The 13,614-nt window shown below is 48.5% G+C and carries 10 protein-coding genes; 3 read left to right on the forward strand and 7 right to left on the reverse strand.

The genetic code is table 11. The annotated features are described in order from the left end of the window. Positions 1 to 75 precede the first annotated feature (75 nt). The 4 genes from ACKI3C_RS12145 to ACKI3C_RS12160 form a co-directional block, all read right to left on the reverse strand. Positions 76 to 237, reverse strand: a complete 162-nt coding sequence (locus ACKI3C_RS12145) for a hypothetical protein (RefSeq protein ID WP_407405426.1) — start codon at positions 235 to 237, stop codon at positions 76 to 78. Between the two features lie 187 nt (positions 238 to 424). Beyond that, positions 425 to 1,045, reverse strand: coding sequence for a hypothetical protein (locus ACKI3C_RS12150; protein ID WP_407405428.1), 621 nt, complete (start codon positions 1,043 to 1,045; stop codon positions 425 to 427). A gap of 537 nt (positions 1,046 to 1,582) precedes the next feature. Next, positions 1,583 to 3,376, reverse strand: coding sequence for a phosphoethanolamine transferase (locus ACKI3C_RS12155; protein WP_407405430.1), 1,794 nt, complete (start codon positions 3,374 to 3,376; stop codon positions 1,583 to 1,585). Positions 3,377 to 3,454: 78 nt separating this feature from the next. Further along, the gene (locus ACKI3C_RS12160) at positions 3,455 to 4,408 is read right to left on the reverse strand and encodes a LuxR C-terminal-related transcriptional regulator (protein WP_407405432.1); all 954 of its coding nucleotides are present in this window, start codon (positions 4,406 to 4,408) and stop codon (positions 3,455 to 3,457) included. 252 nt (positions 4,409 to 4,660) lie between these two features. Here ACKI3C_RS12160 and ACKI3C_RS12165 point away from each other — a divergent pair, with 252 nt between their 5' ends. The 3 genes from ACKI3C_RS12165 to ACKI3C_RS12175 all read left to right on the forward strand — a co-directional run bounded on the left by ACKI3C_RS12165 (position 4,661) and on the right by ACKI3C_RS12175 (position 8,573). Next, positions 4,661 to 5,659: a hypothetical protein gene (locus ACKI3C_RS12165; RefSeq protein ID WP_407405434.1), complete on the forward strand. Its 999-nt coding sequence runs from the start codon at positions 4,661 to 4,663 to the stop codon at positions 5,657 to 5,659. Between the two features lie 416 nt (positions 5,660 to 6,075). Continuing rightward, the gene (feoB, locus tag ACKI3C_RS12170) at positions 6,076 to 8,421 is read left to right on the forward strand and encodes a ferrous iron transport protein B (protein WP_407405436.1); all 2,346 of its coding nucleotides are present in this window, start codon (positions 6,076 to 6,078) and stop codon (positions 8,419 to 8,421) included. Beyond that, entirely contained in the window at positions 8,418 to 8,573 is a 156-nt protein-coding gene (locus ACKI3C_RS12175) for a FeoB-associated Cys-rich membrane protein (protein WP_407405438.1), read from the forward strand. The genes feoB and ACKI3C_RS12175 overlap by 4 nt, the downstream gene beginning before the upstream one ends. A gap of 992 nt (positions 8,574 to 9,565) precedes the next feature. Here ACKI3C_RS12175 and ACKI3C_RS12180 read toward each other — a convergent pair. The 3 genes from ACKI3C_RS12180 to ACKI3C_RS12190 form a co-directional block, all read right to left on the reverse strand. Beyond that, positions 9,566 to 11,173 (reverse strand): AAA family ATPase, encoded by a 1,608-nt coding sequence (locus ACKI3C_RS12180; protein ID WP_407405440.1) that lies wholly within the window; start codon positions 11,171 to 11,173, stop codon positions 9,566 to 9,568. 79 nt (positions 11,174 to 11,252) lie between these two features. Then, positions 11,253 to 12,701: a cardiolipin synthase gene (cls, locus tag ACKI3C_RS12185; RefSeq protein WP_407405442.1), complete on the reverse strand. Its 1,449-nt coding sequence runs from the start codon at positions 12,699 to 12,701 to the stop codon at positions 11,253 to 11,255. Between the two features lie 68 nt (positions 12,702 to 12,769). Continuing rightward, positions 12,770 to 13,075 carry a T9SS type A sorting domain-containing protein gene (locus tag ACKI3C_RS12190; protein ID WP_407405444.1) on the reverse strand — a complete coding sequence of 102 codons (306 nt, stop codon included), beginning with the start codon at positions 13,073 to 13,075 and terminating at the stop codon, positions 12,770 to 12,772. Positions 13,076 to 13,614: the final 539 nt, after the last annotated feature.

The following is a 13,614-nucleotide window of genomic DNA, read 5'->3' on the forward strand; positions in this document are numbered from 1 at the left end:
TCTCACTCACACATGATTTTGTAATGAGAGGCTGGAAGCCGACACGCAGAACGCAGTTCTGCACATAACCCTGTCCTAACTGAGCGCAAGCGAAGGCAGGGCAGGGTAAACGCGATACACTGTACTGCGGTTGAAGACCGCAATTTTGTCACACTTCACACCCCCCGCCGGCAGCCCGCAGGTCTGCGACCAGCGGTTAACCAAAGTTACGACCTCCCTGGGGTCTAAAAAATCCACAATATATATATTTTCAATGAAAAAAATCAGTGAGATCAGTGAGATCCGCGCGGGGAGTTCCATTGGTGAATAGTTACTCATCAATAGTATCTATCGCATCAATAGTATCTATTCCTTCTGCGAGAGAAAAAAGGCGATACCACTGGTGTGTGGCATCGCCCGTGCAATGTAATCTAAAAAAAACTTTTTATCGTTGGATAAATTTCTTGTGGTTCTTGATGTAGATAGAGCCACTCACAGGGGCTGTGACCTTGCGGCCCATGAGGTCATAGACGGTCTCATCCACATCCACAGCCTGCACTTGCAGGTCGTTAACACCGGTAGGAACACCACCATGCCAACCGACCACTATCGTGCAAGAATGTTCTTTTTGGCCTTTATTTGTACCAACCACATAATACTTGGTTAAAGTATTCTTAATTGTTTCCATATCATCAGTAGTTTCCCATATATCACAGAATGAATGATATGCTCCATTAGGACCATCCTGCTCAACTAAATAATAAGTTCGATCATCACCATCTGTATTTAAATCGTTAGGTTCCATATATGTCATCTGGTCACCATAAAGACGACGTAACTTCAGCATACCACCTGGCTGGTCCCAGTCACCGAGATTCCAACCAGTGGTGTGAACCTTAACCTCAATCATAACAGCAGTCATATCATTATCCAGTACTTTGTAGCTATATGCAGCATATAACAACTTAGAGTTCTCATGCTCCTCAAGATAAAAACCATTGTATTCAGTCTGAGCATGCATCTGTAATCCCATCACCAATAGGAGAAATAAAATTAACTTTTTCATCTTATCAAATTTTTAAGTATAAATAATTCGCGTTTTGAAAATCACACCGCAAAATTATATGCTGAAAAAACACCCCATGGTGCGTTTGCGTAAAAACTTTAAAAAAATTGCTAAATTTGCACTATTTGCAGATTTACAAACCAGTTTTTTTCTGTTTTCAACCAATTACGTAACAGTTTATCGCTTTTTTCTTAGAATGTGTTTTGAAATATACTTTGTAAAATTTGCGACAAATTTTACATTTTCCATGGCACAGTTACTTATCTGCAATAGATTTTTCGGGAAAATTCCCCGCACAGATCTCACTCTAATAACTGAAAGAAATTATCCGAATTCAGCCGAAATTTTTATGATAAAATATTTTCTTTTTTTACCGGACAACAATAGATTTTTTTGATAAAATTATTCTAGTATCGCAAGTAACACTGAGACCTCAACGAGGTCATTACATTTGTTAACCGCAGGTCCACCGACCTGCGGGCATACATCACCCCTGCACAGCGTCCCCCCCCCCCAACGGGGTCGCACTATGACACATCATTTACCCAGCGATGCTTCCATCACGTCGTCATAGACGGCTCTGCCATAGACCTTGCGTGTGCTAGGCTTGTATTCAGGACTGGTGATGTCATGCCGGGGATTGTAATAAGGCGATTTCACCCCGCCCAGCGCAAGCAGCATGTGCCCCACCACGTCGGTCATGCTCTTGCGGTCGAGCGATTGCTCAATGTTCCTGACAATGTCGGGGTGTTTCTCCTTATAAGTATCGGAACACCACACCACAAACGGTACCTGATTCTGGTATTTCATCTCCATGGACGTGGGCGAATGTGAAACCTTGCGGCCACTGTATGCTCGATAGTCATAGACTTCTTCGCCGTGGTCGCTGGTATAAACCAGGACGGCGTTCTCATTGCGGAAGTGGTCAAATATCTGCTTCATCACAGCGTCATTATAGTGAATTGCGTTATCATACTCGGCAATCACCTTGCGCACGTTGTTTCCCGCATAGGGCTCGTCACGCACGATATCCTCGGCCTTGAACTTGGCGCAACCCTTGGGGCAACGCTGCTTGTAGGCCACGTGCTGCCCTATGAAGTGAAGCACTACAAGATTATGCTTTGCGGTGAGTTTCTCTTTGAAGAAATTATCTACAAGCCCGCCGTCATAGCCAAAACTCTTCTCGTTGCACTTGGTATAAGACAACCTCATCATGTCGTCGTTATACAGGAAATCGTTAACGGTGATGGTGTAGAGGCGCTTTGCCATGAAAGTGCGCTGCATGTCCCACATCCACACGTCGTAGCCGCTGTGCTTGAACACGGTGACGAAACTGGGAAAGTCAAACCAACTCTCGCCATCGCCTATGCTATTGAGGCTGAATGTGTTCTTCTCGGTCGTAGAAGTATAGTTCTCATGCGAAATCACATCGTTGAACACATACAGGTTGCCTGCCTCCTTCTCCTTCATCATGTTGGGAGTTGTGGGCAATGTATAGCCATAAATCGACGCGTGGTGCTTGTTGTAGCTCTCGCCCAGGATGTAGATCACAGTGAGGGGATCCTCATAGGCAACAGCCGAGTGGGTTTTATACACCTCACGAGCCACATCAATGGCACGTTGCTGGTCATAGGCGCTGCATCGCAGAGAGTTGATTCCATGCAGTGTCTGTATATACATGTCCATGGAGTCATGAGGGAACAGACGGCTCCATGCATACTGCTTCTCGGTGTTGCCGCAGAGCAAGAGGAACACTTGGCACACGACGGCATATAGCATTGCCGCACCAGCGATTGAACCCACCACAGTGTCCCACACGCCACTCCTGAACAAGTAGCGTTTCATCAATCGCTTTATGGCCTTGCGTTTCCATTCACACAAGATGATGATGGCTATCGCAGCAAGGTCGATGCCATAGGTCCACAGGCTATCGGTGCTCAACAAATAGGTGTCGAAAAACTCGCCGGTTTCCTTGGGGTTAGTCTCGCACATCACCGTGAGTGTTTGCTGCGAGATGTTCATCTTGAAATTCATCTCCAGGAATAGCGTCACCACCATGAGCATGAAAAAGAAGGCATACAAGAGCGCCTTCACCCACTTGCTGCGGCACAGGAAAACGATGCTTGTGGCGATGTATGCCACGCCCGCTTCCACTACAACGCCTTGCAGGAAGAACAGGATTTGCAGCAACACATCATCGTTCTCATAGCACAGCCACTCGATGGGCTGCTGTATCATCATTAAAATTGTCAACACGAAAAACACCGGCTCGGCCTTAACAGGACGTGCCAGAGCTTTTAACAACCGCGATACATTATCTATAAATGCCATTACTTGCTAAATTTCGGGCACAAAATTACTCATATCCTCAAAATCTGCCAAATTTCAGTCACAAAATCGCTATATTACTCACTTCATAAAGCATCGCTTGTCTATCAAGTTATTTGCAATGGCATAGATTGTGAGACCTGCGAGAGAGTGGATCTGGAGTTTGCGTGAGATGTTGCGTCGATGCGTGATGACGGTGTTGACCGAGATGAAAAGTTGTGCAGCGATTTCTTTATTCGACATGCCTTGGACTAGGCACACGATGATTTCCTTCTCACGGTCGGAGATTGACTCGGTTCCCTCCACGCTATTGATCATGCTGGAGATGCGTGCCGAGACGTCGTCGCTCTTCACTTTCTGTTCCAGCAGTCGGATAGCAGGCACGAAAAGCACGTCCTCCACGTTGCTGTGATTGCTCAGCCACTCCTCGTTGCTGTAAATGTCGTAAATGGCAGCCGTGAGCTGGTTGTTGGTCAAGCCGTCCTGGGGCAGATACTTGATAATGATGCTCTTGAGCTCGTGGAACTTGCCTGTGATGTCATTGTGGTGCTTTGAATAAATCTCCACGTTGTAGTTGGGCCGCTGCTCGCCCTGCAACAACGCTTTGACATAGGGGAAGAGCGTCTTCTCCTCATATTTCATGTGGAGCTGGATGTCGTGAGCATACTCGTCATAGAGACGCAGTATGAGCACAGCCATGTTGTCGCCCTGCGAGAGTGCCTCCTCCAGCTTCTTGCGGATAGAGGGCAGCTGATAGTCAAGAAAAAAACGGTGCGAAGCTTGCAGGTAGCCCACGAGCGTCTTCACCGAGATGCGTTCGTCGGTCTCCTTGGGGGCATAACCGTTGATCAGGAAGTTAACAACCACAAGGAATGTGTAGCAGTCAACACCTTGCTCACTGCACACCTCATCGACTGTCTTGTCGCCAAAACCCAAGCGGATGCCAAAGGAACTCAACCCCTGCAACATGCTGTAATTGTCGCTGATGAGGTCTATCATCTTGTCATCAGCCTCATATAGTTTCATCCTTTTCATATTCTGCTACTTTTTTCATCTGCAAAGTTACATCATTTTTCCCTAACAGGAAATACCACATTATAAGTATTATCAAATCATAACACCATTTGCAAATAATTGTTTTAAGGTAATGATATAGCAACAAGTAGTGAGCGGGCAGCAAATACCACTACCGCAATTCCACACTTTTGCGTATTGTTTGGGCTGGTTTATCTCTATAACTTTGCACCCCGAAAACAACAATCTGCAATCTATAAAACATTTTTATCTATGAATCGTTCTTTCTTATTAATTACAGCGATTGCATGCGGCATTGCCGCTGCATCAGGCCAGACGGCCACTCTTGAATACACAGGCGAACTGCAAACCGACTTTCAGAGCAACTACAACTTTGTGAACCTGCTGCACCTCACGCTTGACCACAAGGCGAGCAAATCTGTCACCTTGAACCTGGCCACAATAAGTACAGTCAAAACCTGCGAACACATCATCAACGATATACAGGGATTCTCTAACATCGAGGCCGACAACATGCCTCTGGCCATTGCCGTGGCAGGTGTCACATGGTCGATTAACGAAAGCAATAGCATCTTTGCCGGAATACGCCGCGTTGACGAGGACTACTTCACTAGCGACGTGACCGGTTTGTTCACCAACGCCAGCTGCGGCATCTATCCCACCCTGAGCTGCAACTATCCAGTGGCAACCTTCCCCGATGCGGCAATGGGACTACATTACAGGCACGAAGCAAAGCTATGGGCAGTACAAACTTCGGTGTATAACGGCACAGGGCATCACCGATTCTCGGGCAGCGACAATGTGTTCCGCGTGTGCCCAGGCAGCGACGGTGTGCTCACAATGCTCCAAGGCGAGTATCACGGCTCTAATGGCGACTATTTTGCAGGAACAGCCATGCACTACGGCAAACTTTATGATCTCGACCGACGCAAAGCACGCACAACGGCATGGACCTACGCAGAGCAGCACATCACTCCAAGTGTGAGTCTTATTGCAGGTTACTCACACGCCTTTGACAAGAACTCCTTGTGCAGCGACTTTGCAGGCGTGGGGGCAATGTGGCATAAAGACAAAGTGCAGGCGGGCATCTACAGCGATGTAGCCAGTTTCGCCGACTTCAACGAGTGGGCCACCGAAATAACTTGCCGCTATGAACTGAACGAGCACATTAGCCTACAGCCAGCCGTTCACTACATCCACAATAGCGACAACAAGGTAGCCGCTCTCATGCGCGTAACAGTGAATTTGTAAAATAATCAATTAAATATACAAGCGTGAAAGCAAGAAATGACTTTCTCGGTTGATGGTGTGATTATGCCGAGCACGGCTTATTTTTGCACCGTAGCGTGATATTGCGACATTTTCTTGTTTCACAACTTTTCAGGCACTTCTGTTTTGGACCTGTTTTTTGGTCCAAAACTCGCGTAAAAAAGTGATAAAAGTGATCAACCTGATAATTTGGTGATAAAAGTGATAAACATGATTAATGTGATAAGCGTGATAAAGTCGATAAATGTGATAAATCAGTACTTTTTCATGCTCGTTAACCAAGCAAGCCACCGTGCCCGAGGGGTCACCCGAGGGAAATTTGGAAAAATACCTAGTAATAGGTATATGTTTTATAATGAATATACATTAACTTTGCACATTGAAAAGAAGACACTATAATGAGACATCTAGATAATGAACAAATAGGCGCTGTGGTGCGCGTGGTCAAGGTGCACGGCTCGGGAGCATTTCGCCAGCGACTGCTGGAGATGGGCTTCGTGAAAGGAGCCGAGGTGACCGTGCTCAAAAACGCCCCCTTGCGCGACCCGGTGGAGTACATGATTCTGGGCTCGCACATCTCGCTCCGCCACAGCGAGGCTGCACAAGTCGAGGTGTGTGACCTGGCCGAGGAAATCGGTGATAACCCTTACAATGGCACCACCGACACGCTTGTCGATGAAATGGATCCGCTGGCCGACAACGTGCTGCGGGTGGCCCTCGTGGGCAACCCCAACTGCGGCAAGACATCGCTGTTCAACTTTGTCACCGGAGCAAAGGAGAAGGTGGGCAACTATGGCGGCGTGACAGTAGATAGCAAGACCGGCAGCTTCAACATCGACGGCCGTAACGTCGAACTCGTGGACTTGCCAGGCACTTACTCCCTCACCGAGTATTCGCCCGAGGAAATGTATGTGCGCACCTTCATGCGCGACAACCACCCCGATGCCATTCTCAACATCGTCGATGCCGGCAACCTGGAGCGCAACCTCTACCTCACCACGCAGATTATGGACATGAACGTGCCCATAGTGATTGCACTCAACATGTGGGACGAGTTTGAGCGCAGCGGCGACACGCTCGACATCGATGCCCTGAGCCGCCTGCTCGGAGCCACCGTCATCCCCATCACTGCCCGCAACGGCAAGGGTGTGGACAAGGTGCTTGGGGCAGTGATGCATGCCATCGACAACAGCGAGCACAAGACAGTGCACAAGAACGTCAACTATGGCGACTCCATCGAGAAAGCACTCCTTTCTCTCGAAGCAATGGCACCCGGCCTCAACCGCTACACCTTGCTCAAAGTCCTTGAAAACGACTCGCACGCACAGCAAGAACTGCACCTGGGACGCACCGAGGAGCAGGCACATGCCGCTATCGACCGAGCCACACAACTGCGTGCCGACATCGAGCGCGAGTATAACGACGACATCGTGAGCGTGGTTAGCGACCTCAAATATGGTTTTGTGCGCGGAGCGCTGGCCGAGGTGCTCACACCCAATCCCCTGAGCGACAAGTCCAAGCTGGGCTATGCACTCGACGTGGTGCTCACCAACCGATGGCTGGGCCTACCAGTGCTGTTCCTGCTCATGTGGTTCGTGTTCCAGACCACCTTCACCGTGGGCGCCTATCCGCAAGAGTGGATTGACCAGGGCGTGGCATGGTTTGGCAACTGGATAGCAACACTCATGCCCGAGGGCACCCTGCGTGACCTCGTGGTCGATGGCATAATAGCCGGTGTGGGCGGCGTGCTGGTGTTCTTGCCCAACATCCTCATCCTGTTCTTCTTCATCTCGTTGCTCGAGGACAGCGGTTACATGGCACGCGCTGCGTTTATCGTGGACCGCATCATGCACCGCATAGGGCTGCACGGCAAGTCGTTTATCCCCTACCTCATAGGCTTCGGGTGCAGCGTGCCGGCCATCATGGGCACCCGCACGCTCGAGAACCGCCGCGACCGCATCATCACCATCCTCACCGTGCCGTTCATGTCGTGCTCGGCGCGACTCCCGGTTTACCTGCTGCTCGTCTCGGCTTTCTTCGCGACCAACCAGGGCGTAATACTCATGAGCCTATATCTTGTGGGCATCGCAATGGCAGCCTTCAGTGCTATACTATTGAGCAAGACACTGCTCAAGCACGATCACACCCAGTTTGTCATGGAACTGCCGCCCTACCGCATGCCCACCGCACGCAACGCCACCCTGCACATGTGGAGCAAGGGGTCGCAATACCTGCGCAAGATGGGTACTGTCATCCTTGCCGCGTCCATCATCGTGTGGGCGTTGGGCTACTTCCCCCGTCACGAGGGAATGACCCAGCAGGAGCAGGTGGAGAACTCGTTCATGGGACGCATGGGCAAAGCCATCGAACCCGTTGTAGAACCACTTGGATTTAACTGGCAGATGGGCGTGAGCATGCTCACAGGTGCCGCTGCCAAGGAAATCGTGGTCTCTACCATGGGAGTGCTCTACACCGGCGAGCATGCCGATGAAGACTCATCGACACTCAAAGCCAAACTGCAAACGGCAACCGACGAGCAGGGCAACAAGCAGTTCACCCCCATTGTGGCTTACTCGTTCATGCTCTTCGTGTTGCTCTACTTCCCCTGCATCGCTGCCCTAGCGGCAATCAGGCGAGAGGCGGGAACCAAGTGGATGATCTTTGAAATCATCTACACCACCGGCATGGCTTGGCTTGTTTCGTTCATTTTCTATCAATCAGCAACTTTCATCCAGTCATTATGATACAAACCATCATCGCCCTCTTCATCGTGGCAATAGCCCTAGTGTGGGTACTCATGCGCCTGTTCAAGAAGCCCAAAACCAACGGAGGCCCATGCAGCTGCGGCTGCAGCAACTGCGACAAGCACCACTGCCCCACCCACCCCAAGCACTGAAATAATAGCCACCCCCGGTAGCACCATCAAAGGGACCATCAAAGGGACGGTTCTTTTGATGGTAGGTAATCTTGGGAATTTGAGCTCGAAAATGTAAGTTTATTCAAGTTTCGCTTGTTTATGTAATTGTTGCTAATTTGTTGTCCGGAAGGACATGACCATCAAAGGGACGGTTCTTTTGATGGTAGGTAATCTTAGGGATTTGAGCTCGAAAATGTAAGTTTATTCAAGTTTCGCTTGTTTATGTAATTGTTGCTAATTTGTTGTCCGGAAGGACAATATCTGAATAACCCCCACCGCCGAACGTAGTGGCGGTGGGGGAAAGAAATGCAAGAAGCACCGCGTCCAGCAGGACGCTAATCGGAACAAAATGGTGATACTGAAATGGTTTTAACATCCGAAACTTAAATTAGAAATATATTATCCAACTTTTGCCTTTAAAAGTAACTATTCAGCAATAGAATTTTGCAGAGTCCCTGCCCAGACCTAATGAAAAACTTTCTCTCGCACAAAGCATAGGGCAAAGAGAGGCTGAAAGCCGACACGCAGAACCTTGGTTCTGCACATAACCCTGTCCTAACAGAGCGCATGCGAAGGCAGGGCAGGGTAAACGCGACACACTATACTGTGGTTGAAGACCGCAACCTTGCACGTTTCGAGGTAGCGGTCTTCAACCGCGATTTTGTCACACTTCACACTCCCCACCGGCAGCCCGCAGGTCTGCGACCAGCGAACCTCCCTTAAAATAGAGGACTCTGTCCTCAAAATGATAATACACTATCTGTGATGTAATTCCATTTTGCTTGCAGAGCAAGCTATTTTCTAAGCGAAGCATAAAAATCAAAATAAAAATATTTTCTTTTTTTACCGGACAACAATAATTATCAATGAAAAAATCAGTGAGTTCAGTGAGATCCGCGCGGGGAGTTCCATTGCTGAATAGTTACCTTTTAAAATGAATGATACTAATTTATGTAAAAGCTAAAGTTGAATTAGTATTTCTCAATGAGGCAGGTATGTTTCTTTGTGTCTTTGTTGTAGTTGATACCCACGAGCAAGAGATTGTTAGTATATTCCAGCACTTTACCTTGGTATTCCTTGCGACGTATTTGTTCTATTGCTGCGTAGGCATCTTTGTCATATTTCAACTCAACAACCATTGCTGGAAGATTAACATGCTTGCGGGGAATGAACACAAGATCGGCAAATCCTTTGCCCGAAGGCAGTTCGCGATGAACGATGTAGTCATTCTTAGCATAGATGTAAGCGATAGAAATAACGCAAGAGAGCGAGTTCTCGTCGTTGTAAGAGAGAATACTAGTGTTTTCATCGTGAGCAACATCGATGATACTTGCTACCTTGAGAGCGTCGCCTGTGAGGGTGGCATTGACTAATTCCTTGGATAACTTAATCGTGTTAATGACTTCTTGCCAGTTGTTGGCTTGGACTGCGTTTATTATCTCGCCTGCTATTTCTTTGTTGGGGATATAGCATTCGTGTTCAGCAGCATCATAGGCAAGATACCCTAGATGGATGAGAACAGTAAAGACATCATCTTTGGTGTTAATGACCGACATGTCGTTAACAAATCCTGTGGGATTCACGATGCATCGCCCTCCTGCCAGCATATTGATGATATCATCCTTAAGCCCATCAAAATTCATGTCGATATACGAAGCCATTCTGTCGTAGGAACCGGTTGCAGCCCAAAAACTGCTGCATTCACCGGCATTGATGGCGTTCATCACTGAGTTAGGATTGAAGATTGACTGTTCATTACCTATCTTGTAACCGTCATACCATGTAACCAGATCGTCAAAGGTTATTTCGTTACATTTCTCGCACAGGACTTTTACTTCATTGCTGGTGAAACCGAAACTTGCCGCAGCATTGCGTGGCTTGACCATTGAGTACTCACGGAAGTTGTTTAGGGCCGACTCGGTGTTATACTTAACCATGGGAAGAATGCCCGTGAGGTATGCACCCACGAAAACCTCGTCAGAACTTTGCGATTTGAAAAGGCGGCGCAACAGCATGACATACTCGTCCATCTCGGTGGGGGCCACTTCTAGAGGGGAACCTTTATACTTGCGCCTTTCGGGAAACTCTCGACACATGGCATCCCATTCGTCGATGATAAAGTAGAAACGTTGGCCAGTTTGATTGAAAATGGATTGTAAACACCCCATGAGATCGGCACCTTCCTTGTATTTCACGTCAGGAAACTCTAGTTGGATTTCTTCAATAAGTTCTTTTTGAATACTCTTTACTATGTGTCCGTGATATTCTGGTTGAGTTGTGAAGGATGTGATATCTAGATAGAGTACGTTATACTTGTTAAGATGTTCTTCAAACGTGGGGTCTTTCTCGATAGCAAGACCCTTAAATAATTCGCGCGAGTTACAAGACTTGTCATAATAAGCACATAATGTCTTAGCCATCATGGATTTTCCGAACCTGCGGCAGCGTGTTGCACAGATATACTGGTCCTCAGTGTCAATGGTAGAGTTGACTGTTGCGATGAAACTTGTCTTGTCAACATATTTGCTCCTGAGAATTTTCTTGAAAGCAAGATTACCTTTATTGATGTATGTGCCCATAATAATTGTATCTTAAACGATATAAATGCAAAGTTACGATTTTTTTCGAATAGTGCAAGAATAAATCTTTGACTTTCTTCTACAGGATGGGGGCGAGGAGGCGGGCTAGTGATTCGAAGGCTTTGATGGTGACGGGACGGCGGCGCCAGTGGGAGAGGATGAGGCGTGTGCTGTGATGCTGGTCTTGCAAGAAGATGTCGAGCATGCGGCGGTTGAACGTGTTGCTGTAAACCAGTGCGTTGCATTCGAAGTTGTGCTCAAAGCTGCGGAAGTCAAAGTTGGACGACCCGGCGGTGACGAAGTCGTCATCGACAATCACTACCTTGGAGTGCAGCATGGCGTCGTCGTAGAGGTATATCTTGATGCCGGCAAGCAGGCATTCCTTGATGTAGCTGCCCGAGGCATGGCGCAGGATAACCGAGTCGGTGCGGCGCGGAATCATCACCTTCACATCTACCCCCGACAGGGCTGCCACTTGCAGCGCTTTGAGCAAGGCATCGTTAGGCAGGAAATAGGGAGTCTGTATATACAATCGTTTCTTTGCCAGCATGATAGCCCGTAGCACGACGAATGAGTTTCCGTTCCACAAGTCGGTGGGGCCGCTGGCCACAATCTGCACTGCGTCGCCGTGTTCCACAGGCGCTGCGGTGGTGATGTTCTCGCTCGACATGGTGAGGAGTTTGCGGTTCATGTAGTTCCAGTCGATGGCAAACGTGTTGAACAACCCTATCACGGCGGGGCCAGTGATGCGCAGGTGCGTGTCGCGCCACGGGTTGTTGTTGCGGTCTCCGGTCACATAGCGGTCGGCAATGTTCATGCCTCCTATGTAGCCCACTTTGCCGTCGATGACCACAATCTTGCGGTGGTTGCGCCAGTTGAGTCGGTTGAAGATTGACGTGAGGGTAATCTTGAGGAATGGCGATGCCTCCACGCCGTTATCGCGCAGGTGCTTGAAGAATGCTGCATTGATGGTGTAGGACCCCACGTGGTCATAGAGGATTCTCACGTTCACGCCTTCCTTGGCCTTGGCGATGAGCAGTTCGCTCAACCGCCGTCCTGTGTTGTCGTTCTCAATGATGTAGTATTGCAGGTGTATGAAGTGCCGTGCCTGGGCGATGTCGTTCATGAGTGATTCAAACTTGCTCTTGCCATCGGTGAAGACGTCCACGTTGTTGCCCTTGTAGATGGGTGTCTCGGTGAGTTCTTCGGCCAGGTGTGCTTGCTGCTTGTTGCCCTCGCTGAACAGTTGCACGGGCGATTCCTCGGCAAGTTTGTTGTTGGTGCGCAGCCTGCGCAGTTTTTTGCGCGATATCATGTGGCGGTGCTTGAGTCGCCTGCCGAAGAGCAGGTACAGCAAGATGCCCACCATGGGCAGGAGCACGAGGATAGTGGCCCACCCCAGCGACTTCACCGGGTTGCGGTTCTCGCTCAAGATAATGACCAGTGTTCCCACAATGGTGAGGGTGTACAATACCATGAAGATATCATACACGACCGATGCGTAGGGGAATAGTTCACATAGTATCATGATCTTGACTCATGTATATCAGCGTGCAAGTAAATAAAAAGCCAAGAATCGGGTGTCCTGGCTGTTAATTATCTCACTATCACTTTGCGTGACCACTGGCTGCTGCACTTCACCACATAGAAGCCCTTGGGCATTTCGATGGTGGTGTGGGCATCGGCATTGAGGCGCACGGTCTTGAGCAGCTGCCCTGTGATGGAGTAGATGTGGAACACGGCATCACTGCCTGTTGTGGCAAATGTGATGTGGCCCACTCCGCCTGTTGCAGTAGCAGTGCTTTCTACTCGTTGTACAGTGGTGGCGACATCGGGCATTGCCCATGCCTCACTGCTACCCATCGCAAGAGTGCAAAATAATATGAGAATTAGTCGCTTCATCAAGATGCAAAGTTACTGCTAATAAATGATATATACAAGATTTTGACTAAAAAGATTAGTCATGCGCATGTTGTTCTTGCGCCGTGACATCGTTTCCTGCTCTCCCGCTCTCCCACATAGAAGGCACAGAGGACACAGAGTTTATTTTTCCTTTTGTCTGTTTCTGTGGTTGGTTTTATGTGTCACTGCAAAGATTTTCGCACTTCGTTTTTGAATGTGGGATGTGCATGTTGTGCAGGTTTTATTGATTAGACTGACAAAGTCATAAATAGTTTAAGGAGAGTCTCGCAAGTGAATGGCTCCTGGGCAAAAACAATAAGGTGTTAGGCCCGGGCCTAACACCTTATAATAAAATATTTAGGCGGGTTCTATTAATTCTGAAATAAGTAAATTGATTACTCAACTTTAGCATGTGAAACCATTTGAGTCTCACCTATTTGCTCCGATTAGCGTCCTGCTGGACGCGGTGCGTGTTGCATTTCTTCCCCCACCGCCACTTCGTTCGGCGGTGGGGGTTATTCAGGTATTGTCCTGCCGGA

Origin of the sequence: Sodaliphilus sp., from assembly GCF_045598405.1 — a bacterium.
GTDB classification, from domain to species: domain Bacteria; phylum Bacteroidota; class Bacteroidia; order Bacteroidales; family Muribaculaceae; genus Sodaliphilus; species Sodaliphilus limicaballi.